At 34.2% G+C, this 23,016-nt stretch carries 21 protein-coding genes and 1 tRNA gene; 15 read left to right on the top strand and 7 right to left on the bottom strand.

What is annotated here, in order from left to right; all coding sequences use genetic code 11:
• The first annotated feature begins 67 nt into the window (after positions 1 to 67).
• From D7004_RS02815 to D7004_RS02765, 12 genes are all read left to right on the top strand, one after another.
• On the top strand, positions 68 to 2,446 hold the full coding sequence (locus D7004_RS02815; protein ID WP_123204360.1) for an ABC transporter permease: 2,379 nt from the start codon (positions 68 to 70) through the stop codon (positions 2,444 to 2,446).
• A 76-nt stretch (positions 2,447 to 2,522) separates the two neighbouring features.
• Positions 2,523 to 4,922, top strand: coding sequence for an ABC transporter permease (locus tag D7004_RS02810; RefSeq protein ID WP_123204359.1), 2,400 nt, complete (start codon positions 2,523 to 2,525; stop codon positions 4,920 to 4,922).
• A gap of 77 nt (positions 4,923 to 4,999) precedes the next feature.
• The gene (locus D7004_RS02805) at positions 5,000 to 7,420 is read left to right on the top strand and encodes an ABC transporter permease (protein WP_123204358.1); all 2,421 of its coding nucleotides are present in this window, start codon (positions 5,000 to 5,002) and stop codon (positions 7,418 to 7,420) included.
• 84 nt (positions 7,421 to 7,504) lie between these two features.
• A complete protein-coding gene (locus D7004_RS02800) occupies positions 7,505 to 8,032 on the top strand; it encodes an ABC transporter ATP-binding protein (RefSeq protein WP_341867660.1) in 528 nt (175 codons plus the stop codon).
• Positions 8,033 to 8,044: 12 nt separating this feature from the next.
• Positions 8,045 to 8,182: a hypothetical protein gene (locus tag D7004_RS21185; protein ID WP_341867659.1), complete on the top strand. Its 138-nt coding sequence runs from the start codon at positions 8,045 to 8,047 to the stop codon at positions 8,180 to 8,182.
• 159 nt (positions 8,183 to 8,341) lie between these two features.
• On the top strand, positions 8,342 to 9,139 hold the full coding sequence (locus D7004_RS02795; protein WP_123204357.1) for an ABC transporter substrate-binding protein: 798 nt from the start codon (positions 8,342 to 8,344) through the stop codon (positions 9,137 to 9,139).
• Positions 9,140 to 9,193: 54 nt separating this feature from the next.
• Complete coding sequence (locus tag D7004_RS02790; RefSeq protein ID WP_123204356.1) at positions 9,194 to 9,496, top strand: hypothetical protein; 303 nt, start codon at positions 9,194 to 9,196, stop codon at positions 9,494 to 9,496.
• A 198-nt stretch (positions 9,497 to 9,694) separates the two neighbouring features.
• Positions 9,695 to 9,776, top strand: a tRNA-Leu gene (locus tag D7004_RS02785).
• Positions 9,777 to 9,909: 133 nt separating this feature from the next.
• Positions 9,910 to 11,259 (top strand): trigger factor, encoded by a 1,350-nt coding sequence (gene tig / locus D7004_RS02780; protein WP_123204355.1) that lies wholly within the window; start codon positions 9,910 to 9,912, stop codon positions 11,257 to 11,259.
• A gap of 350 nt (positions 11,260 to 11,609) precedes the next feature.
• On the top strand, positions 11,610 to 12,317 hold the full coding sequence (gene clpP / locus D7004_RS02775; RefSeq protein ID WP_123204354.1) for an ATP-dependent Clp endopeptidase proteolytic subunit ClpP: 708 nt from the start codon (positions 11,610 to 11,612) through the stop codon (positions 12,315 to 12,317).
• Positions 12,301 to 13,539: an ATP-dependent Clp protease ATP-binding subunit ClpX gene (clpX, locus tag D7004_RS02770; protein WP_123204353.1), complete on the top strand. Its 1,239-nt coding sequence runs from the start codon at positions 12,301 to 12,303 to the stop codon at positions 13,537 to 13,539. The genes clpP and clpX overlap by 17 nt, the downstream gene beginning before the upstream one ends.
• A gap of 82 nt (positions 13,540 to 13,621) precedes the next feature.
• Positions 13,622 to 14,485: an AMP nucleosidase gene (locus D7004_RS02765; protein WP_208646778.1), complete on the top strand. Its 864-nt coding sequence runs from the start codon at positions 13,622 to 13,624 to the stop codon at positions 14,483 to 14,485.
• 97 nt (positions 14,486 to 14,582) lie between these two features.
• Here the strand turns inward: D7004_RS02765 and D7004_RS02760 are convergent, their stop codons facing one another.
• Positions 14,583 to 15,242: an ATP-binding cassette domain-containing protein gene (locus D7004_RS02760; protein ID WP_123204352.1), complete on the bottom strand. Its 660-nt coding sequence runs from the start codon at positions 15,240 to 15,242 to the stop codon at positions 14,583 to 14,585.
• 399 nt (positions 15,243 to 15,641) lie between these two features.
• Positions 15,642 to 16,502 carry a sigma-70 family RNA polymerase sigma factor gene (locus D7004_RS02755; protein WP_010601359.1) on the bottom strand — a complete coding sequence of 287 codons (861 nt, stop codon included), beginning with the start codon at positions 16,500 to 16,502 and terminating at the stop codon, positions 15,642 to 15,644.
• Between the two features lie 368 nt (positions 16,503 to 16,870).
• On the opposite strand from D7004_RS02755, the gene D7004_RS02750 reads away from it, so the two are divergent.
• Genes D7004_RS02750 through D7004_RS02740 form a run of 3 tightly spaced genes read left to right on the top strand, consistent with a single transcriptional unit; the run spans position 16,871 to position 18,078 of the window.
• Positions 16,871 to 17,377, top strand: a complete 507-nt coding sequence (locus D7004_RS02750; protein WP_123204351.1) for a hypothetical protein — start codon at positions 16,871 to 16,873, stop codon at positions 17,375 to 17,377.
• Between the two features lie 3 nt (positions 17,378 to 17,380).
• Positions 17,381 to 17,851, top strand: a complete 471-nt coding sequence (locus D7004_RS02745; RefSeq protein WP_123204350.1) for a DUF2975 domain-containing protein — start codon at positions 17,381 to 17,383, stop codon at positions 17,849 to 17,851.
• A gap of 20 nt (positions 17,852 to 17,871) precedes the next feature.
• On the top strand, positions 17,872 to 18,078 hold the full coding sequence (locus D7004_RS02740; RefSeq protein ID WP_123204349.1) for a helix-turn-helix domain-containing protein: 207 nt from the start codon (positions 17,872 to 17,874) through the stop codon (positions 18,076 to 18,078).
• 585 nt (positions 18,079 to 18,663) lie between these two features.
• Here the strand turns inward: D7004_RS02740 and sucC are convergent.
• From sucC to D7004_RS02715, 5 genes are all read right to left on the bottom strand, one after another.
• The gene (gene sucC, locus D7004_RS02735) at positions 18,664 to 19,857 is read right to left on the bottom strand and encodes an ADP-forming succinate--CoA ligase subunit beta (protein ID WP_123204348.1); all 1,194 of its coding nucleotides are present in this window, start codon (positions 19,855 to 19,857) and stop codon (positions 18,664 to 18,666) included.
• Between the two features lie 216 nt (positions 19,858 to 20,073).
• Entirely contained in the window at positions 20,074 to 20,382 is a 309-nt protein-coding gene (locus D7004_RS02730) for a hypothetical protein (protein WP_123204347.1), read from the bottom strand.
• A 43-nt stretch (positions 20,383 to 20,425) separates the two neighbouring features.
• Positions 20,426 to 22,000, bottom strand: coding sequence for a DUF4153 domain-containing protein (locus tag D7004_RS02725; protein WP_123204346.1), 1,575 nt, complete (start codon positions 21,998 to 22,000; stop codon positions 20,426 to 20,428).
• A 54-nt stretch (positions 22,001 to 22,054) separates the two neighbouring features.
• The gene (locus D7004_RS02720; RefSeq protein ID WP_123204345.1) at positions 22,055 to 22,351 is read right to left on the bottom strand and encodes a winged helix-turn-helix domain-containing protein; all 297 of its coding nucleotides are present in this window, start codon (positions 22,349 to 22,351) and stop codon (positions 22,055 to 22,057) included.
• 1 nt (position 22,352) lies between these two features.
• Positions 22,353 to 22,988: a hypothetical protein gene (locus D7004_RS02715; protein ID WP_123204344.1), complete on the bottom strand. Its 636-nt coding sequence runs from the start codon at positions 22,986 to 22,988 to the stop codon at positions 22,353 to 22,355.
• Positions 22,989 to 23,016 lie beyond the last annotated feature (28 nt).

Here is a 23,016-nt window from a genome sequence, read left to right as displayed (position 1 = left end):
AAAGACCAAAGACTAAAGCGCTTTGCAAAGTCTTGATACTTGATACTAAATACTTGATACTAAAAATATGTTCAAACTCAATCTTAAAATCGCTTTGCGAAACCTTTGGAAGAATAAAACCTCATCTTTCATCAATGTAATTGGTTTGGCTATTGGCCTTGCAGCTTGTTTAATGTTATTGCTCTACGTATCGTACGAGTGGAATTTCGATAAACAAGCTAAAAATTCTGATAATATTTATATGGTCATGACCAATGTTCCAGGTGAGGGAAATAAAATTTCTCAAACTTTTTATGGCTCTACAACAGCATTAGGTCCGCTTTTAAAACAAGGCTTACCTGAAGCAAAACATGTAGTCCGAATGAATTATGGTGAAAAAAGTTTAATTGCCAATGGGCAAAATAGCTTTAAAAAAGATTCAAAGTTTGCCGAACCTGATATTCTAAAAATGTACGATTATCAGTTTGTTGCAGGCGACCCAAAAACGGCTTTACAAAACCCGCTTTCGGTTATTTTAACAAAGAGTACTGCAAAAACATTATTTGGCTCTACCGATGTTTTAAATAAGACAGTTCGTTATCAGGATATGGAAAATTTAACCATAACCGGGGTAATTGAAGATTTGCCAGAAAATAGTTCCAACAAATTTGATTTTTTAATGCCATGGTCTTTTTACGAAAGTGTTGATGCCAACGCAAAGGATTTGAATTGGAACAATTATAGTTTCGTAACAATGGTTGTATTAAACCCAGATGCAAATATTGACTTGGTGAACCGTAAGGTTGAAGCATTGGTAAAGGCAAATACGCCACAAAATCCTCAGTCGCAACCACATTTTTTATATAAGGCCAGCAAACTGCACTTGTATGGCAAGTTCGAAAATGGTAAAAATGTAGGTGGCGACATTGAGCAAATCTGGCTGTTTATGGCTTTGGCATTCGGAATTCTTTTAATTGCCTGCATCAATTTCATGAATATGGCTACGGCCAAATCCGAAAAGCGGGCAAAAGAGGTTGGCATAAAAAAAACCATAGGTGCAAATCGTGCTTCTTTAATTTTTCAGTTTTTAACCGAATCTATGGTGCTTACCCTGGTTGCAGTTGTGCTTGCCATTGCACTGTTAGAAGTTTCTCTGCCTGCGTTCAACCAACTTTTAAACATGAATTTGGGTATTTCGTACTTCAATGCTGCTAGCTGGTTTGGTATTTTAGGAATCGTATTAGCAACCGGATTAATCGCCGGAAGTTATCCAGCCTTCTATTTATCTGCGTTTAACCCGATTCAAACTTTAAAGAGAAAAATTAAATCGAAGACTATTTTATCAGTTAGTTTAAGACAAGTTCTTGTTGTTGGGCAGTTTTGTTTCGCAATTGTTTTAATTATTTCTACTCTGGTAATTTATCGCCAGATTCAGTACATCAAAAATAAACCTGTTGGTTTTGATTTAAATGCATTGGTAGAAATTCCTCAGGATGGCGAATTAAAAACCAAATTCGATTTATTCAAAACTGAAATGCTAAAATCTGGTGCCGTTACTTCGATGTACCAATCGTCGGTTAGTCTTTCTCATCATGGCCGTAATTTTATGGATATGAAGTGGGATGGTATGACCAAACCAGTAAATACGGTGATGTTTAACCAGGTGGCTACCTCTTACGATTTTATTAAAACCAATGGCATAAAATTATTAGAGGGCAGAGATTTCTCTAAAAAATTTGCTTCCGATACCAGTGGCGTTATGGTTAGCGCCTCTGCCGCTAAAGTTTTTGGTTACAAAAATCCAATTGGTAAAAAGATAACCATTTTTGGTACCAACGCCAATATAATAGGCGTTTTTGATGATTACGTTTGGGATTCGCCTTATAAATCGAACAATCCTCAAGTTGTTTATTTAACAACCGGGCAAACCGGAACCATTACTATGCGCCTCAACAATGCAAACAATTTACAAAGCAACATCGAAACCATCAACCGAATTACGAAATCATTTAACCCATCTTATCCTACTGAAATAACATTTGTAAATAGCTTGTACCAAGAAAAATATAAATCAGAAAAAACACTGGGTATTCTTTCTAACCTTTTCGGCGGACTAGCAATTTTCGTATCCTGCTTGGGTCTTTTTGGCTTAGTAGCTTACAGTGCCGAGCAGCGTACGAAAGAATTCGGTGTACGTAAAGTACTCGGTGCATCGGTTGCAAGTTTAATGCAATTGTTGTCGCTTTCTTTTATTAAAATGATTGGCGTTGCCATCGTAATTGCTATTCCAATAAGTTATTATGCTATGGAAAAATGGTTAAATAATTTTGAATTCCATACCGAGATAACTTGGTGGATTATGCCACTAGCCGCAATTAGTACATTATTAATGGCTTTGATTACGGTAAGTTTTCAGGCATACAAAACTGCTAAAGCAAACCCTGTTGATGCGCTTAAATACGAATAGACAAAAGTTACCAGTTACGGATTGCCAGTTGAAAGTCTGGACTCGTAACAGGTAACTGATAACCCACAACCTCACTATGTTCAAACTCAACCTCAAAATCGCCTGGCGAAACCTTTGGAAAAACAAGGGATACACATTCATCAACATTCTAGGGCTTTCCATAGGTATGGCCAGTTGTATTCTAATATTCATTTTTATCCGCTATCAAATGAGTTTTGATGAGGGTTTTAAGAATGAAGATAGAATTTATCGTTTAACTACAAATTGGACATCAGCTGATGGTTTTGCTGAATCGCAAGGTGTGCCAAAACCAACGCCTGCCGCTTTTAGAAATGATTTCAAAAATCAGGTGGAAAAAGTTGGTTCTATCCGTCAAGATGGTGGAGTAATAAAAGTTAAAGATGATGCCGGAAAGGAAAGGATAAAGGTTCAAGAAGATGTGTTTTATGCTGAACCAGAATTTTTTCAAATTATGAATTTCGAGTGGTTGGAAGGAAATCCAAATCAATCGCTTACCCAACCAAATACAGTAGTCTTATCTCAGGAGATGGCCAATAAATTGTTTGGAGACTGGAACAAGGCTGTTGGCAAAACTATAAATTACCAAAATAGGGATAATTTTACGGTTTCTGGAATTTTGAAAGATATACCTGATAATTCATCTTTCCCCTTGAATATTGTTGTTTCTTATCAAACGTTTAAAAATTATAAAAACGAAAATTTTAATAGTTGGGGTAATACATCCTCAAATGATGAGTGTTATTTTCTTTTAAAACCAAGTGTTTCAATTGATGAGATACGCTCTATATTACCGAAATTTTCGGAGAAATATTTTCAAAAAGATAATTCAGGTAAGGAAGAAATTAGTGCACAAGCGCTAACTGATGTTCATTATAATGAAAACTTAGGAAATTTTGCTAACAGAACCATGCCTAAAAAGGAACTTTATGGTTTAGCTATTATTGGTGCTTTTTTATTGTTAACGGCATGTATCAATTTTATAAATCTGGCTACAGCACAAGCCGTAAGTAGAAGTAAAGAAGTTGGCGTTCGCAAAGTAATGGGCAGTTTAAGAAAGCAATTGGTATTTCAATTTCTTACAGAAACCTTAACGATAAGCGTACTTGCCTTACTTATTGCTTGCGTTTTAACAGAGATTGCATTACCAGGAATGAGAAGTTTATTCCAGGATAATATTTCTTTCAGCATCATTAGCCATCCAATTATCCTTGTATTTATTGTGGTATTGGTAATAGTTGTAAGTTTTCTTGCAGGGTTCTATCCAGCTATGGTCATGTCGGGTTTTAGTCCAGCTTTGGCGATAAAAAACAAGATTTCGGCAAACGCTGGCGGTTTAGGTTTGCGCAAAGTATTGGTGGTAGTTCAATTTTCTATAACGGTAATTTTAATTATTGGAACACTTGTGGTACTTAAGCAAATGAACTACATGAGAGAGAAACCACTAGGTTTCAACCCATCGGCAATTGCAATGGTAAGCGTTAGAAATGATAGTTTAAGTTTATTGAAATACCAAATTTTACAAGAAAGAGTTTCGAAAATTCCTGGCGTTTTGTCGACTAGCTTTTGTAGAAATCCTCCTTCTTCAAGCAATAACAACGAAAGTAATTTTAGGTACAATGGTACAGAAAAGGCTAATTTTCAAGTGAATACAAAGGTAGCAGATGAAAATTATTTTAAAACTTTCGGTTTAACATTTGCAGCAGGAAGAGGCTTTTCGAAAAGCGATACAATTAGAGAAATTGTGGTGAATGAAACTGCATTAAAAAAATTAAACGTTGTTAATTTTAACGATGCTTTAGGCAAGAAAATCAGAATATGGGACAAAGAGGGCACTTTAGTTGGTGTTGTAAAAGATTTTAACAACTTGAGTTTGCACGAGCCGATTTCACCCGTTCTTATTACAACTGTAAAAGAGAATTATAGAAATTTAGCTGTAAAAATGGATAGCAAACAGATTCTTGCTGTTATGCCTAAAATAGAAAAAATCTGGAACGATACTTTTCCTGAAAACTTTTACTCGGCATCTTTTGTAGATGACGATATCAGTCAGTATTACGAAACTGAACGGGTGATGGGCGTTCTATTTAAAGTTTTTGCAGGTGTAATTATCTTCATTTCCTTTATCGGCTTATTCGGTTTAATATCATTCGTCGCCACACAAAGAACTAAAGAAGTTGCCATACGAAAGGTTTTGGGCGCCTCTACAATCGAGCTAGTAAGAATGTTAAATGGTTCATTTTTAATAATGGTCTTTATCGCCAATCTGGTTGCCTGGCCTTTAGCATATCTGTTTATATCTAAGTGGCTTTCAACATTTACTTATCGGATAGAGATTAGCATTTGGCCTTTTGCATTGGCCATGATAATCTCAATGGTTATCACTTTAATCACGGTCAGCATACGTTCGTTTAAAGCTGCAAATGCCAATACCATTGATGCACTTAAATATGAATAATCAATAAGTTACCAGTTACGGGTTGCCAGTTATAAGTCTGGACTCATAACAGGTAACTGATAACCCACAACCCGACTATGTTTAAACTAAATTTAAAAATCGCTTGGCGAAACCTTTGGAAAAACAAAGTGTATGCAGCCATTAATATTGGAGGCTTAGCCCTTGGTTTAACGGCTTTTGTGTTGATGCTTTTATATATCAATTACGAAGAAAGTTATGATACATGGACTCCTGATTTAGAAAATGTTTACCAAATCAGAGAACGACACGATTTCTTCACGCCCGATAACAAAGAGCATTGGCAGGATACGCAAGACAGTCGTATTGCCAATTTATTGCGAAATAAAATACCCAACACCATTGCCGCTACAAGGGTGCAACCTGATTGGGATTTTATTAAAGGGTTTTCTGTTAAAATAGCAAATGCCAATCCAATTGTAGTAAGCAAAATGAAAGATGCTGATAGCAGTTTTTTTCAGGTATTTCACTATGATTTTATTCAAGGCGATGAGCAAACTGCGCTTAAAAATGTAAGATCGGTCGTACTGAAAGAAAGCCTTGCGAAAAAACTTTTTGGTACAGATAAAGTGCTTGGTAAGGTAATTAAAGTTGTAATGTGGCGAGATGATGTTGGACAGGATTTGACCATTACCGGTGTAGTAGCAGAACCAAAAACCCCGCAAACTGTAAAATTTAATGCTTTAATGAGAACTGGTGAAGAAGATGCTTTACCTAACAATGCAAGTAATTTTCATTATTGCCAGGTGTATGCAAAATTTAATACAACGGACACTGCACAGCTGAACAGTAATTTGCAAAGGGTATATCTCGAGCATAAAAAACTATCATTCTCTCAAAGAAAAATTAATTTTAAAGAATATTATAAAGATGGAAAGCGCCCTGGATTAAAGGCTGTCTCAATTGCCAATGTACATGCAAATCCCCCTTTTCAAACCAGTTGGGTAGAGAAACTTAAGCCAATTGTAGGCATCTCGGTTTTTTTATTGGTCATTTCAATTATCAACTTTGTTAATTTGGCCACTGCGCAATCTGTTCAAAGGGCAAAAGAAGTTGGCGTGAAAAAAGTTTTAGGTTCCTATAAAGCCCAGCTGATTAGTCAGTTTTTAATAGAATCTGCATTACAAAGTGTTTCAGCATTATTTCTATCTATCGTTTTAGTCGAAGTAGTTTTGCCTTTATTTAATGCTCATTTTAATGTTCAACTCAGTTTCTGGCACAATGCACAATTGCTAACCACACTTAGCGAATTGGTTGGATTATTCATCATTGTCACGCTTTTAGCTGGTTATTATCCCGCATGGATTTTATCCAATTATAATCCGGTTTCGGTTTTAAAAGGAAATTATGAAAACGGTTTAAGAGGAATAGCATTGCGAAACGTATTGGTTGTCTTCCAATTTGTAATCTCGGTTACATTTATCATAGCTATTGGTGTAATGCACCTTCAAACTAAGTTTATCAGCAATAAAGATTTAGGATTTCAACGCGGACAACTCATCAATATTAAATCCAATTATGATGCTAAATTAGCCGAACGGTTGAGAACCATCCCTGGTGTACAATACGTGGGCACCAGCACACAAGTGATGGGTAACGTTTTTAATGTATCTGAATCGGGTTATTATAAAAACACAAAGCTTAATTTTAATTCAGTTACCGTTTCAATGGATGCTTTGCCAGCTTTAGGGGTACAGGTTGTAAAGGGTAGAATCTTCTCCGGAGCATATAAACAAGATACCATTAATAGTATTGTCATTAATGAAACTGCAGCTAAAAGTTTTGGTAAACAAGTTATTGGTGAAAATTATTACCTCAAACGGGATGATAAAAATCTGGTTTTTCAAATCGTTGGGGTAATTAAAGATTACCACAATGAGGGATTTGATAAAGTGGTATTGCCTACAATTTACAAAGTAACTAATCTAGGTGGCACATCAAACACTAATAATCTGCTTGTTAGATTTAATACCGATAATATCGCTGCAACCATTGATAAAATTAATGTGGAATGGAAAAAGTTATATCCTAACTATCCTTTAGAATATGAAACAATGGATGACGCATTTTCTAATGTAATGGATAACAATAACCGATTTATCAATATGGTAATGTTATTTAGCATAATTTCGGTTTCATTATCTTTATTAGGTTTATTTGCACTTTCTACATTTGTGGCAAAACGAAGAACAAAAGAAATTGCAGTGCGGAAAGTTCTGGGCGCATCAAACATACAGATTGTGAACCTACTTAATAAGTCATTCCTATTATTGGTACTTGCAGCAAACATCATTAGTTGGCCAATCGCTTATATTTTAATAAAAAAATGGCTCGAAGGTTTCGCTTACAGAATTGATATGGCGGTAGTTCCATTTATTATTGCTACCCTAACATCGATAGTTATAGCTGTTTTAACCGTTAGTATTCAAGCCAGAAAAGCTGCGGTTACCAATCCTGTAAATGCACTTAAATATGAATAATGGTTTGAGGCTTAGGGTAAAAGGCGTAAGGTTAATACGTCAAAACCCTAAGCCTTTCACCCTAAACCTTATACCCTAATAAAAATGATAGAACTAAAAAACATAGAAAAATATTACGCCAATAAAGGTGTCAAAAATTACGTTTTGCGCCATGTAACTACAACCATTAAACAAGGAGAATTTGTTTCGATTATGGGTCCATCCGGTGCCGGGAAATCTACATTGCTTAATATTTTAGGCATGTTAGAAGAACCCACTTACGGTACCTACGAATTTTTAGGTGAAGATGTAACTAGCCTGAACGAGCGCAAACGAATTGAACTGTATCGCAACCACATTGGTTTTGTGTTTCAGGCATACCATTTAATTGATGAAATGACGGTTTATGAAAACATCGAAGCACCTTTGTTATATAAGAAGATTGGTGGTTCAGAACGTAAAAGCCGAATAGCCGATTTGCTCGACAGGTTTAACATTGTAGCAAAAAAGGATTTGTTTCCGAATCAATTATCGGGCGGACAACAGCAATTGGTTGGTATTGCCAGAGCATTAGCTGCTCAACCATCTATTATTCTTGCTGATGAACCTACCGGAAACTTACAATCTGCATAAGCCGAAGAAATTATGCTGCTATTTCAAAAACTAAACAAAGAAGATGGCATAACCATTATCCAAGTTACGCATTCAGAGAAAAACGCACAGTTTGGTAGCAGAATTCTGCACATTGCCGATGGCGTTGTGAAAGATGATGTTGCGATTTAGTTGATTAGTTTTTTGTTGTTTGGTTTTTTGGGTATGTATTTGTCTCTAGTTGTGGATGAATATTTGCATCAAAAAAGCTTTTTTGACTTAACCAATAGTTAGTTTGGTATCCAAAAAACCAAAAATCTAAAAAACCAAAAATCCAACTAACTTTGCTTCATGCAAAAATCTTTTACCGACCAAATGGGTAGGGAAGTAACCATAAATTTTCCGCCAAAACGGATTATATCTGTTGTGCCCTCTCAAACCGAACTACTTTTTGATTTGGGCTTGGATAAAGAAATCATCGGCTTAACCAAGTTTTGCATTCACCCGATAGAGAAATTTGCCAGTAGGACCAAAGTTGGGGGTACTAAAAAACTCAATATCGATTTAATAAAAGAGTTAAAACCCGATTTAATTATTGGCAATAAGGAGGAAAATACACAAAGCGATATTGAAGAACTAGCCGAACATTTCCCTGTTTGGATGAGTGATATTTATACTTTGAACGATGCTATGAAAATCATTACCCAAATAGGAGAGCTGGTTGACAGGCAACCCGAGGCGGGATATCTCAATCATCTTATTTCGGCGGGTTTTAGCGATTTAAAAACGTTGGCAGCTCAACATCGTATTGATAAAAAGGTAGCTTACCTCATCTGGCGTAAACCCTACATGGCTGCGGGTAAGAATACATTTATTGATGATATCTTGTTAACCAATGGAATGACAAACGTTATTGATGTAGAACGTTACCCCGAAATTACTTTAGAAACACTACAGACTTTAAATTGCGATATGATTTTGCTTTCTTCAGAACCTTATCCCTTTAATGAAAAGCATATCACTGAAATTCAAACTGCCATGCCCAATGCAAAAATTATTTTAGTTGATGGCGAAATGTTTAGCTGGTATGGAAGTAGATTGGTTAAAGCCGTTCAATATTTCTTTGAGTTTCAAAAAATGTTTTATTAACGGTTGATATAATTTCCCTTAATTTGCAGTCAAAATCATCTAAACATTTTTATTATGAAAAAAATCTTAGCATTATCTCTCTTTGTAGCAGTAATTTCAGGTTGCACTTCAATGAAAACTGCTGATACCGCAACTCGCGTAACAGCAACAGGAAAAATCGAAACAATAGGAATGACCACCTATCAATATGGTACTCATATTTTAAAAGCCGAGAATAAAACTTACGCACTAAAAGGCGGGTCTATCAACCTCGACCAGTATTTGGATAAAACGATTACCATAAAAGGAAGGAAAGTTGCAGGTTACCCAATAAACGGCGGACCAGATTTAGTTGATGTTACATTGATCAAGTTTTAGAAATAATAATAACTGATTAGAATAAGTTCAAGGCAGATTCAATATTAAATCATCCGCCTTGAACATTCTTGATAAAATTATATGTGCTTAGTAAGAGTACTTAGCTTTTTGAGTGAAAAATAATTAAGAAAATATATTATTTCCTTTTTGATAATTCATTCTAATTTCTATCTTTGCAATCCAAAATAAATCCTAATTGCGGATGTGGCGTAATTGGTAGCCGCACCAGACTTAGGATCTGGCGCTTCACGGCGTGGGGGTTCGAGTCCCTTCATCCGCACTATAAATGAAGCCGTTTCGATGTTAAATCGGAACGGTTTTATTTTTTTATTGATTTGATTAAAATTATAAATCGATGTGAGTTTGAGCCTTCAATCTGTCTCATTTATCATATCTAAATACTCATATCTAAAATGAATATTACACAGGAAAAAACCGGCAACTTAAATGCTGTTGTAAAAATCAAAATCGCACCAGCAGATTATACTGAAAAAGTAGATAAGGCCATTAAAGAACAAGCTAAAAAAGCTCAATTACCAGGTTTTCGTAAAGGAATGGTACCGCCATCTCATATTAAAAGAATGTACGGTAAAAGTATTTTAGTAGAAGAGGTTAACAACTTATTAAACGATACGCTAACAAATTACATTGCCGAACAAAAACTAGAGATTTTAGGTCAGCCTTTACCACAAATGGATGATTCTAAAAACTTCAAATGGGATAATACTGATGATTTTGAATTTGACTATGAGTTAGGTTTAGTACCAGCTTTTGATGTTAACATTTCTTCAAAGGATAAGTTTACACAATATGTTATTAAAGCTGATAAAGAAACTTTAGAAAGCCGCATCAAAAATATTCGCCGTAGTTATGGTAAAATGACTAACCCTGAAGTTTCTGCTGCAGATGACGTTTTATATGCAGATTTAACTCAGCTTTCACCAGATGGTTCTGTTTTTGAAGGCGGAATTGCAAGCACTGCAACAATTCGTTTAGACCAGATTAAAGACCAGGAAATTTTAAAATCATTAATCGGTTTAAAGAAAGATAATGAAGTAACCATCGATATTCAAAAAGCTTTAGAAGATGCTGCATTAATTGCAAAAGCTTTAAATATACCTGAAGAAGATGCTGCAGAATTAAAATCAAACTTTAAATTGGTTGTTAAAAATGTTAATCGTTTAGAAGAATCTGATTTAAACCAGGAGTTTTTCGATAAATTATTTGGTGAAGGTACTGTAACTAACGAAGCTGGTTTCAGAGCGAAAATTACGGAAGAAGTAGAAGGTATGTTTAAGCAAGATGCTGAGCGCCAACTATCAAACGATATTTATGAGCAACTTTTGCAAAAACATAATTTCGAATTACCTGATGAATTTTTACGTCGTTGGTTAAAAGCTACGAATGAAAAGTTAACGGATGAAGAATTGGCCGAAGGTTATGATGATTTCGCTAAAAACCTTAAATGGACTTTAATCGAAAACAAAATCATTAAAGATAACAGCATCGAAATTAAATATGAAGATGTCGTGCAAGCCGCTAAAGCAAAGTTAGATGCTCAGTTTAGAATGTATAGCCCAAGTCCGCTACCTGAAGATCAATTGGCTCAATATGCAGTTCAGTTTCTACAGGAAAAAGAAAATGCAAACCGCACTTTCGAAGAAGTAAAAGCTTTAAAAACTTTCGAACAAATTAAATCGATTGTTACTTTAGAGGAAAAAGAAATAGATTACGATAAATTTATCGCTTTAGACAAGAAGTAGGAAAAATTAGCTGACCAAATGTCAGTCTTTTAAATATAATTAAATAAGAGCAGCTCATCGAGTTGCTCTTATTTTGTATAAAAGTTCTATTAAACTTTAAACTATTATTCTTGTCAAGTTGCTGATTTCGTGAATGCTAACCCTCATTATCATCAGCGACATTCTAATAATGATTTATCTTTGGAAAGCAAGATTTTTATTTCTTCTGCAGATTTGCTTAACATTAAGATTTATTTAAATAAATTGGCATGGAAATTAACCACCTATAGAAAATAATAGTTAAAATTACAGTCGATTGGTGTTTAGAATAATCGTTTAAATACACCAAACGCTTAACCCTAATCAAAGTTATGAACATAGATTCACAAGAATTCAGAAAATTTGCCGTTAAACATCAGGGTATTGGCGGTTTACACGTAGATAAATTTATTGCACAGGCTAACTTGTCACCACAATCGATGACGCCTTATATTATTGAAGAACGCCAGTTGAACGTTGCTCAAATGGATGTTTTTTCAAGGTTGATGATGGATCGTATTATCTTTTTAGGAGATGCAATTTATGATCAGAATGCAAATATTATCCAGGCTCAGTTGTTATTTTTACAATCAACCGATGCCGATAGGGACATTCAGATTTATATCAACTCTCCAGGTGGCTCCGTTTATGCAGGTTTAGGTATTTATGATACCATGCAATATATCCAGCCAGATGTTGCTACCATTTGTACAGGTATGGCAGCATCAATGGGTGCAGTATTATTAGTTGCAGGTGCAAAAGGTAAACGCTCTGCTTTACCACATTCAAGAGTTATGATTCACCAACCATCAGGAGGTGCACAAGGTGTAGCATCTGATATGGAAATCAACTTAAGAGAAATGTTGAAATTGAAAAAAGAATTATACGATATCATTTCAGAGCACTCTGGTCAAACTTATGATTGGGTAGAGAAAGCTTCAGATCGTGATTACTGGATGAGCTCAGAAGAAGCAAAAGGTTTTGGTATGATTGATGAAGTGTTATCGAGAAACTCAAAAAAAGATGGCGAAACAAAATAAAGAATCCCGTTGCTCATTCTGTCATTCCGGCAAGCACGAAACTTTAATGTTAATTGAAGGTATGGATGCATTTATCTGTGATAAATGCGTAACCCAAGCCAATCAATTGCTTGCTCAGGAATTGGGTACAAAAAATAGTAAAGGCATTCAATCGTCACTTACCTTATTAAAACCCTTTGAAATCAAACAGCATTTAGATCAATATGTTATTGGTCAGGATGATGCGAAGAAGGTTTTATCGGTTGCGGTTTACAATCACTACAAACGTTTAAATCAAAAAATTGATAAAGACGAAATTGAGATTGAAAAATCGAATATCATGTTGGTTGGCGAAACAGGTACAGGCAAAACACTATTAGCTAAAACTATTGCTAAAATATTGCATGTTCCATTTTGTATTTGCGACGCAACTGTGTTAACTGAAGCGGGTTATGTAGGGGAGGATGTTGAAAGTATTTTAACACGCTTGTTGCAAGCAGCTGATTATGATGTTGCTTCGGCAGAACGTGGTATTGTATATATTGATGAGGTAGATAAAGTTGCTCGTAAAAGTGATAATCCTTCTATTACACGTGATGTATCTGGCGAAGGTGTGCAACAAGCCCTACTTAAAATTTTAGAAGGAACTGTTGTTAATGTGCCACCTCAAGGCGGTAGAAAGCATCCTGATCAGAAAATGATTCCGGTAAACACAAATAATATTTTGTTTATCTGTGGAGGTGCATTTGATGGTATTGAACGTAAAATTGCAAATCGGTTACGTACGCAGGTAGTTGGTTATAAGGTAAAAAAAGATGAAGCGGTTTTAGATTTAAAAAATCTCTACAAATACATTACACCTCAGGATTTGAAATCTTTCGGATTAATTCCTGAACTTATTGGACGTATTCCGGTACTTTCTCACTTAAACCCTCTAGATAAAGAAACGCTTAGAAATATCTTAACTGCGCCAAAAAATGCATTAACGAAGCAGTATGAAAAGCTTTTCGACTACGAAGATGTTAAACTGGTTTTCGATGAGGATGTTTTAGATTTTATTGTTGATAAAGCAATGGAATATAAACTTGGTGCTCGTGGGTTGCGATCAATTTGTGAAGCAATTATGCTCGATGCCATGTTCGATACGCCAACGCAGAATGATGTGAAGGAGTTGCACATAAATCTCGATTACGCGATAGAAAAATTTGAAAAGGCTGACTTTAAGAAGTTGCAAGCCGCATAAATAATAAATCCTCTCGCTTAAAACGAGAGGATTTTTTTGTAAATAAGCCTTGCTTCAATAGCTGGCTAAAATCTAATAATATATGAATGAAGAAAAAGATGTCAAAAAAGACGAAAAGATTGTAGAAAAATCTAAAAAGATAAAAGAAGTCGAAAGTCCTGTTAAATCAGGATTAAAATCAAAAGAGGAAATTGTTAAAAACTGGTTGCCTCGTTACACTGGAAGGTCATTAGACCAATTTGGTGATTATATTTTACTAACCAATTTTAGTAAATATTTAACCATGTTTTCTGAATGGAATGATAATGCGCCAATAATGGGTCTTGATAAACCTATGCAAAGCGTAACAGCAAATGGAATTACCTTAATTAATTTTGGTATGGGTAGCCCGCTTGCAGCAACCATGATGGATTTATTAACGGCCATAATGCCAAAAGCAGTTTTGTTTTTAGGGAAATGTGGTGGTTTAAAAAAGAAAAATCAATTAGGAGATTTAATTTTACCAATTGCAGCGATACGTGGCGAAGGAACATCAAACGATTACCTTCCGGCAGAAGTGCCTGCATTACCTGCCTTCGCTTTGCAAAAGGCAATTTCTACAACCATCCGCGATCATGGTAGAGATTACTGGACTGGAACTTGCTACACCACAAACAGAAGGGTTTGGGAGCATGATAAAGAATTTAAAAGGTACTTGAAAACCTTGCGTGCAATGGCGGTTGATATGGAAACTGCAACCATTTTTACTACAGCATTTGCTAATAAAATCCCTGCAGGTGCATTGCTGCTAGTTTCTGATCAGCCGATGATTCCTGAAGGCGTTAAAACAGCAGAAAGCGATAGTAGCGTAACCGAAAAATATGTAGAAACACATTTAAGAATAGGTATTGATTCTTTAAAGCAGTTAATTAATAACGGATTAACAGTGAAGCATTTATTGTTTTAGATTTACAATCATTGCGAGAGACTAAGAAATCTCGAATTCCTAGAAAGTATTAATATGCATAGATCAGCAAAAGCTGGTCTTTTTTTATGGGTTAGTTTTATTCTCTAAAATCGGGTAAATAACCATGCAAAATCAAATCATCTGTATTTTGTATCTGGTAATTGCATCCATTGTGCAGGAGTATTATTCTATCTGAGGTATCCAAAATAGATTGATAATAATGGTCTGTTATAATAAATCCTTTGAATGATTTTATTTTATTAATGTGTTGCTTTAGCTCATCAACCAAGAGCGGTGCTAATTGAGAAAATGGTTCATCTAATAAAACATATTCTGCATCACTGTAGATAATAATTAATGCTTCCAGCAGCCTGCGTTCTCCACCAGAAAAATCTTTGAACTTCGTTTGTAGATTATCCGCAACGAATTGGATGTTTAATAAATCATTACGATGTGTGTTGCAAAATATTTCAATGGCCTGTAACACAGATAAATTTATTGGAATAAAATTATCTTGAGGCAGGTAAGAGATATTTCTTGATAAATAACCTTTCGAAATTAGCTTATCATCAAGCTTTAGGTGTTTAAAATCAGCGTTTACAGTTCCAAAAATGATTTTTAATAACGTCGATTTTCCACTTCCATTTCTTCCTAATAAACCTACAACCTCACTAATTTTACAATTGAAGAATACGCCATTTAATATTGCTTGTTGATTAAATTGCTTGGTAACACTGTCAATAATAAGTCCCTGCATAACCAGCAAATAATTATAGTTATAATAAGAATAGCAATATCGTAATAAATTATATTTAATAATATTTTACGGAAACCTAGTCCCATATTATTGTAGAAGTAGCGATGTTTACTCAAAAAAAAATGCTCGATAACAATCGAAGAGGCCCATCCAATTGGTTTCATAAATATAGCCATTACATAAGGGGCAGGCTTTTCAAATCCATCGATTACGAAAAATAAGCCAATCATTATACTTAGCAATATATTCCATATTATGATTGGTTTATAAACTAGCGAAGATTTTTTGAGCAATTCAATAGACATGCTGAAAGATATATAACAATCTACAAAAAAAAATCCTTAACAAAAAAAGACCGACAAATTTGTCGGTCTTTAAATATTATAATGTTAATTGAAATTATCCTAGATATGATTTCAAAATCTTGCTTCTTGAAGTATGACGTAAACGTTGTAACGCTTTATCTTTAATTTGCCTTACACGCTCGCGAGTTAGGTTGAATTTTTCACCAATTTCTTCTAACGATAATGGATGATTTGAACCTAAGCCAAAGAATAATACAATGATTTCTCTTTCTCTTTCTGTTAAAGTAGATAAAGAACGTTTAATTTCTTCAGAAAGCGATTCGTTAATCAATGAGCTATCCGTATTTGGCTCGTGATTTTCCAATACATCTAGTAATGTATTTTCCTCACCTTGCACAAAAGGAGCATCCATTGATACATGGCGACCAGAATTACTTAACGTGTCAGAAATTTTATCAACTGTAGTTTCTAAAATATCTGCCAATTCTTCAGGAGAAGGCTCACGTTCGTATTCTTGCTCTAATTTAGAGAAAGCTTTACTGATTTTGCTTAATGAACCAACCTGATTTAATGGTAAACGAACGATACGACTTTGCTCTGCTATAGCTTGCAAAATAGATTGACGAATCCACCATACGGCATAAGAAATGAATTTGAAACCTTTTGTTTCATCAAAGCGTTTTGCAGCTTTAATTAAACCTAAATTTCCTTCATTAATTAAATCGCCCAGGGTTAAACCTTGGTTTTGATATTGTTTGGCAACTGAAACAACGAAACGTAAATTGGTTTTGGTAAGTCGCTCTAATGCAGCTTGATCACCCTCACGAATTTTCCTTGCTAAAATTACTTCCTCTTCTGCTGTTATTAAATCTACTTTACCAATTTCATGCAAGTATTTATCTAAAGATTGACTTTCACGGTTGGTAATGGATTGCGTTATCTTGAGTTGTCTCATTTATACGTATTGTGTGCTCTTAAATTATTGAGTGTGCAAAGTTACGAAATTGTATAGCAATCCGAAAGGATAAAATGCTGAAAATGTAGGTGTTTGCACAAGTTTTTTACAGTTTTACTTATAGCAAAAACCATTCCAATAAAATATATGTCACTAAATGTATAGATAGGAACTATATAGCTGTTTATCAGATAATATTTATTGTAAATCAATAAATATATTTTGATTTGTAATAAAAAATATTTTATGTTTGTGTTGCAAATAATTAAATAAATATGACTTTTATAAAATTTCTGCTTTTGAAGGCATAATTCAGAAAAACGAAATTATTAGACTTTAATAAATCTCTTAACCTAAATAATAGCAATATGAAAAATACTCTTTTACAACTTCAAAAAATTTCCGTAGGGATGTGGATAGTGGTATGGCTAATCTTTTTTATCTCATCAATATTCGAAATCATTAAGGATTTTAGTCAACCATTAAATTCTATTTTATTTGTTGATGGAATAAAACAAACAATATCAATTTGCTTTTATTTTTACATTGGATTGCTTCTTTTCAAGTTGTTATACAGTAATAGGCAAAATCTTATTAGCAAAATAATATCGGAGGATGGAATTAAAAGCATTCGAAGTATTTGGCTTGCAATATTCTCTTATTTACTTTTCAAATTCTTCTTCATAAATACAGTTAATTGGTTTGTTCTATCTCGTTTGGATAATACCTTAAAGGCAGAGGTTTTAGGTTATGGGATAAGAACAGGAATAAAACCTTATACAGACCTGTTCATCGCCAATATAATTGTATGGACACTCTTATCCGTTTTGAACTATTCGCTTAATTTAAAAAAGGAGAACGATTTAACTATCTAAAATATGAAGACTCAATCTCAAATTAAATTAATTAAAATCGGCTATATTCTAATTCTTACTTTGGGCTTTTTAATCTCAATGATAAATGGAGGGATACAGAGCTTTAAAGATGGTTATAATTCATTAGGACCAAGCAAGATGAACTTCTTTCAGGGCTGTTTAGTTTTGGTTATATCATTTTTTGCCATTAGAATATTCTTGTATTTATATCGGTTTATGAACTCCGTTGAGCTTGATGAGGTTTTTAATGTTGCAAACATCCGCAGATTATATTTAATGGGCTGGTATTGCATTTCCGTTCCATTTTTGTTGTTCTTATTTAATTGTTCGAATTTGAATGAATTAGGTTTTAGAACTATTAGTAATGTTGACTTCGAATTTTGGCTATTAATTTTGGGTATCACTCTGTTAACGATATCATTTGTTTTTAAAAAAGGTATTGAACTCAAACAAGAAAACGATTTAACCATTTAACTTTATCTTTAAATCATCTCATGCCCATAATAATAAATTTAGACGTGATGCTTGCCCGTCGCAAAATGTCGTTAACCGAATTAAGTGAGCGTGTAGGTATTACGATGTCTAATTTATCGATTTTGAAAACTGGAAAGGCGAAAGCAATACGCCTGGAAACTTTGGAGTTAATTTGTAATGTTTTAGAATGTCAGCCTGGAGATATCTTGGAATTTCGTTCTGAATAAAATTTGAAAGTTTTAAATCAATACTCAAAGGAAGCTATTCTCATATTTAGGGCGTTTGATTGGTTTATCCAAAAAGCACTGCATTGACTTAAATAAACCCGATAAAATGGAAATACTTTTTGTTGCAGTACTTTGGCAAGCTCAGCAATGACGCAAACAAAAAGATTGAAGTGATAGCGTTACTACCTTGACCGAAGAACACGGAACCTTGCTTTTCAAATAATTAAAAACATTAAACTTTTATTAAAGCTTTAAACGATAGTTAATCTTATTTGCAAAGACCAATCAGTTTAGGCGTTTGATTGGTTTATCCCATAAGCACTGTATTGAGTTAAATAAACCCGATAGAACGAACATACTTTTTGTAGCAGTGCTTCTACAACCTCAGCGTGGTACAAACAAAAAGATTGAAGTGATAGCGGGGCTACCTTGACCGAAGAATGCAGAACCTTGCTTTTCAAATAATTAAGATAACTGACCGATTAGATTACCAAGCCGAATAAAAATCGGCTTCGCAATAACGGCTAACAAAAAAACCTTCCAGTTTACACTGAAAGGTTTTAAATATTTATATAATTTTTAATCTTAATTCGCTAAAACTTTAGTTACTAAATCAGCAGCTTCTTTTAAGGCAATAGCCGAGTAAACTTTAAGTCCAGATTCGTCGATTAATTTTTTAGCTTCTTCGGCATTTGTACCTTGTAAGCGGCAAATAATCGGCACCGGAATGTTTCCAATTTCTTGGTAAGCATCGATAACACCTTGAGCTACACGGTCGCAGCGAACAATACCACCGAAAATATTAATTAAAATGGCTTTAACATTTGGGTCTTTTAAGATAATGTTAAAAGCAGCCTTAACGGTTTGTGCATTTGCAGTTCCACCAACATCTAAAAAGTTAGCAGGCTCGCCACCGGCAAGTTTTATAATATCCATAGTAGCCATTGCTAAACCAGCACCATTAACCATACAACCTACGTTACCATCAAGATTAACAAAGTTTAGGTTACTTGCACTTGCTTCAACTTCCATTGGGTCTTCTTCCGTTACATCACGCATAGCAGCGTAATCAGCATGGCGGAATAATGCGTTTTCATCTAAATTAACTTTTGCATCAACTGCAATAACTTTATCATCAGATGTTTTTAACACAGGATTAATTTCGAACATCGAAGAATCTGTAGCTTCGTAAGCTTTATATAAAGCGGTTACAAATTTAACCATCTCTTTATGTGCAGCACCACTAACACCTAAGTTGAAAGCAATTTTACGAGCTTGAAAACCTTGCAAACCAACTTTTGGGTCAATTTCTTCTTTAAAAATTAAGTGTGGAGTGTGTTCTGCAACCTCTTCTATATCCATACCACCTTCGGTACTGTACATAATAATGTTACGACCTTTTGCACGATCCAACAATACCGAAATATAATATTCTTTAGTTTCTGAAGCACCTGGATAATACACATCCTGAGCAACCAAAATCTTGCTAACCAATTTACCTTCTGGTCCGGTTTGTGGTGTAACCAATTGCATACCAATGATATCGGTAGCACGTTGTTTAACCTCTTCTAAGTTTTTAGCCAATTTTACACCGCCACCTTTACCGCGTCCACCTGCGTGGATTTGCGCTTTAATTACAACCCAATCAGAGTTATAATTAATTTTAAGTTGCTTAGCCGCTTCAACAGCTTGCTCTGGAGTATCGGCAACAATTCCTTCTTGAACGTTAACACCGAAACTTTTTAATATTTGTTTACCCTGGTATTCGTGAATATTCATTTGCTACAAAATTTGCCCAAAGCTACAATTTCAAACCCTTTAAACAAATAGCAAATGCCGATTTTTTTAGAAAATGAACGTTTTATGTTAATCGGGAAAAGCAGCCCCGCTAATGTTCCAAGCACCGATGAAGAATCGGTGGCTTTCCACGTATATCGGGTTTAGTTTACCAAGATTGTACTTCTTGGCAAATTGGTTCCTTGCAAATTGTTGCAGCTAAGTTCCTGCAAATGGAGTTCCGAAAATGCCAACGGCTAATTCTGCCCAAATTAGGAATAAAGCCATCAAAATGATAAAAAACAATACTGCTCTAAAGTTGCTATTTTGAACATTCCTGATAACAATTTCTATTGCCGAGCAAGTGCTTAGAAGTAATACGCCTGCGGCAACAAAATCAAGCAATGTCCAATTTACTTCTGTTGTAAATTGCATTGCAACTAATGGAATACTAAGAATAACGGCTGTAATGATAAGCATTATGGTAATGCGCAATTTTGATGGGTTAAGTGTTTCTTGAGTTTTCATGATTTAATTAAATAAATATTCCTTTTTATTAGTTAGTAATTTCTTATTTGCTTATTTTAAAATATTCAGCTGTTTTCCAATCTTGCAAATTCCAGGATATCCAACTCACTCTCTCGTAACGATCTTTAAAAAAACCGATTCTTTGATTCAATTTCTGCTGGTTAGTTGCCAAAGTTTCGGGTCTTGCTATTTCTGTTCCGTATTCGCTTTTTGATTCGGTGTGTTGCAATTTCATTCTGTTTTTATCCAACACAGGCAAGGTTTTATCTGAAAGTGATAGCAAGTAATCTGCGTCAACTGATATTGAATCAGAATGTGATAAATTATATTTTACGATGAAAATATCCCAATTGACCAAGCTAAAGACAAGTAATAATGCGAACCAAATATTCCCGTTAAGTTTTAATAAATAGAAAAATGTTTTTTGTTTTGAAACCTTTATATAAACACTTATCAAGCCAATTACACAAAGTAATGCAAAAACTAAAACACCAATCCGTTTATGTGTGAGCCCGTAAAATTCAATGTAATAGCCATCACGAATGAGTACCGAAATTATGAGAATGAAGTTTTGAATCATCCATGCAAAGGCTAAAATTCTCAACGCTTTACTTTTGCTGTAAAAATTTAGGTTTCCCCGAAAGAAATATATAATAATTGCCATTGCCAAGGCAATACTAAAAATTAATGAATTAGTACCATCGTGCAAATCTGCTGAGTAATTAATTTCGGCAAAATTTCTCCCTTTACCTAACCACAACCACCAAATATCAATTCCATTTAAAAAAAGTAATAATAAATTTAGGGCTGCAAAAGAAATAAGGCCTGTAATAAACTCAGTTTTAAGCGCCAGCTTTTTAGTTAACAAATTGCCGCTGAAAACCTTCGCTACTTCGAACCAAACTGTTTTCTGATTTATATTTTTTCTAACCCTTAGTAATTGCTCTTTACATTTCAATTCAATCTGTTGCAGGCTTTTATCAAAAAATGAAATCAGCAAACCAGCGGTAACCATTATTCCGAAGCAGAAATGCATGAAGCGACTAAAACTCAAATCTTTAAAAATGAAGCCAAAAATATTGTTGAAGAAATCACCGATGTTTATTAATAGTGCCTCAGCATAATGGGCAAATACGCTGCTTGCCGCAGAGTACAAACAAGTGAAAATGGTTACGATTACTATTGGAATAAAAACATATTTAACCAATTTGAAAACTGGTTTGAAGTTAAAATTACCAATTTTTACCTCATTAAGTGTTTTGATAGCATTTAGGGGAACAGTTACCATTTTTAAAATAGCAGCACCAAAAGCTGTAAAAACTGTTCTTATTTTTTGATTGTGGCTGTAGCCAATAAATAGTATTAAACTGATGTAATAACTAACCAGTGATAAATCTGAATTATTGATAACAACAAGAATAGCAGCCAACAAATGGGCAAACCCATAAATTTTAAATTTTAAGCTTTTAATTACATCAGGATTGAGATAAGTAATTATCAAGATAAAAATGCTGTAAATCATTAGGTTAAGCGCTAATCTTTCTTTCCAAAAAAGGAAGCTAAACAGCAAGCCACCCAATAGGGCAGAAAAGAGTAAAAGGTTAGATTTATTTTTCATTTTCTCATTTTAAAAGTGCTTTGTATTTCAAAGTAAATAGTTAAAAAAAATTGTTTATAGTTTTTTGATCATTTTTTCAAGAGCATCTAAATGAGCTTTAAAAGATTGCTTTCCTAGCGCTGTAATTGCATAAGTAGTGCTGGTTTTCCTTCCAATAAAACCCTTGTGCACCTGTATAAATTCTGCTTGTTCTAGCGTGTTTAAGTGCGAAGCTAAATTGCCATCGGTTAATTCTAACATTTGTTTCAAATCATTAAAGCTTATGTTATCATTTACAATAAGTATAGACATTACGCCTAACCTAATTCTGCTATCAAATATTTTATTTAAATCTGCTATCGGGTTTTTCATCTTACTTGCCTCTTTCGTATTTAAAATACATTAAAAGTCCGTAAACAATATGCAGAATGCCAAAGCCAAAAGCCCAGAATATTAAACCATATCCAACATAAAACATACAAATCAATCCAAGAATCACTTCGCAATAGCCTAAGTATCGAATGTCGCTAAATGTAAATTTGCTTGCATTTATTAATGCTAAACCATAAAATATTAAACACGTTGGTGCGATAATGCTGTAGGTATTTGGGTGATTGAATAATAATGCAATGATGAATAATCCGCCTGCTGCTAAAGGAGTAAACAAATTCAATAGAAGTGATTTCGATGTTTTATCCCAAATCGGGAGGTTGTTGCGCTGACTTTTTCTGTAGGTAAACAGAACTCCACCTGCTATTGAAACGATAAGGGTGATTATTGCAAGCTTTAAAAGATTATATTCTAAATCCATTTCGCCCTCTACACCATAAGAATAGCCTCTGCCATTAACAAACTTTAAAATTTCTTCATTAGCGAAGTAAGCACCAATTAAAGCTATAACGCCTGCAAAAACACCTGATAATCCACTCAGAGAAATGAATCTGGATGATCTATCCATCATTTGTCTGATATCTTTTAACGCATTTAATTGTTCCTCAGAATTGCTCATTTTAAAAGTGCTTTGTTTTTCAAAGTTA

Source organism: Pedobacter jejuensis, from assembly GCF_003725795.1.
In the GTDB taxonomy this organism is placed as follows: domain Bacteria; phylum Bacteroidota; class Bacteroidia; order Sphingobacteriales; family Sphingobacteriaceae; genus Pedobacter; species Pedobacter jejuensis.
This window is presented reverse-complemented; position numbering and strand designations above follow the sequence as displayed.

Bases quoted from the DNA above. Each gene is read 5' to 3' on its own strand.
- D7004_RS02815 (WP_123204360.1), top strand. From the start codon at position 68: ATGTTCAAACTCAATCTTAAAATCGCTTTGCGAAACCTTTGGAAGAAT.
- D7004_RS02810 (WP_123204359.1), top strand. From the start codon at position 2,523: ATGTTCAAACTCAACCTCAAAATCGCCTGGCGAAACCTTTGGAAAAAC.
- D7004_RS02805 (WP_123204358.1), top strand. From the start codon at position 5,000: ATGTTTAAACTAAATTTAAAAATCGCTTGGCGAAACCTTTGGAAAAAC.
- D7004_RS02800 (WP_341867660.1), top strand. From the start codon at position 7,505: ATGATAGAACTAAAAAACATAGAAAAATATTACGCCAATAAAGGTGTC.
- D7004_RS21185 (WP_341867659.1), top strand. From the start codon at position 8,045: ATGCTGCTATTTCAAAAACTAAACAAAGAAGATGGCATAACCATTATC.
- D7004_RS02795 (WP_123204357.1), top strand. From the start codon at position 8,342: ATGCAAAAATCTTTTACCGACCAAATGGGTAGGGAAGTAACCATAAAT.
- D7004_RS02790 (WP_123204356.1), top strand. From the start codon at position 9,194: ATGAAAAAAATCTTAGCATTATCTCTCTTTGTAGCAGTAATTTCAGGT.
- tig (WP_123204355.1), top strand. From the start codon at position 9,910: ATGAATATTACACAGGAAAAAACCGGCAACTTAAATGCTGTTGTAAAA.
- clpP (WP_123204354.1), top strand. From the start codon at position 11,610: ATGAACATAGATTCACAAGAATTCAGAAAATTTGCCGTTAAACATCAG.
- clpX (WP_123204353.1), top strand. From the start codon at position 12,301: ATGGCGAAACAAAATAAAGAATCCCGTTGCTCATTCTGTCATTCCGGC.
- D7004_RS02765 (WP_208646778.1), top strand. From the start codon at position 13,622: ATGAATGAAGAAAAAGATGTCAAAAAAGACGAAAAGATTGTAGAAAAA.
- D7004_RS02760 (WP_123204352.1), bottom strand. From the start codon at position 15,242: ATGCAGGGACTTATTATTGACAGTGTTACCAAGCAATTTAATCAACAA.
- D7004_RS02755 (WP_010601359.1), bottom strand. From the start codon at position 16,502: ATGAGACAACTCAAGATAACGCAATCCATTACCAACCGTGAAAGTCAA.
- D7004_RS02750 (WP_123204351.1), top strand. From the start codon at position 16,871: ATGAAAAATACTCTTTTACAACTTCAAAAAATTTCCGTAGGGATGTGG.
- D7004_RS02745 (WP_123204350.1), top strand. From the start codon at position 17,381: ATGAAGACTCAATCTCAAATTAAATTAATTAAAATCGGCTATATTCTA.
- D7004_RS02740 (WP_123204349.1), top strand. From the start codon at position 17,872: ATGCCCATAATAATAAATTTAGACGTGATGCTTGCCCGTCGCAAAATG.
- sucC (WP_123204348.1), bottom strand. From the start codon at position 19,857: ATGAATATTCACGAATACCAGGGTAAACAAATATTAAAAAGTTTCGGT.
- D7004_RS02730 (WP_123204347.1), bottom strand. From the start codon at position 20,382: ATGAAAACTCAAGAAACACTTAACCCATCAAAATTGCGCATTACCATA.
- D7004_RS02725 (WP_123204346.1), bottom strand. From the start codon at position 22,000: ATGAAAAATAAATCTAACCTTTTACTCTTTTCTGCCCTATTGGGTGGC.
- D7004_RS02720 (WP_123204345.1), bottom strand. From the start codon at position 22,351: ATGAAAAACCCGATAGCAGATTTAAATAAAATATTTGATAGCAGAATT.
- D7004_RS02715 (WP_123204344.1), bottom strand. From the start codon at position 22,988: ATGAGCAATTCTGAGGAACAATTAAATGCGTTAAAAGATATCAGACAA.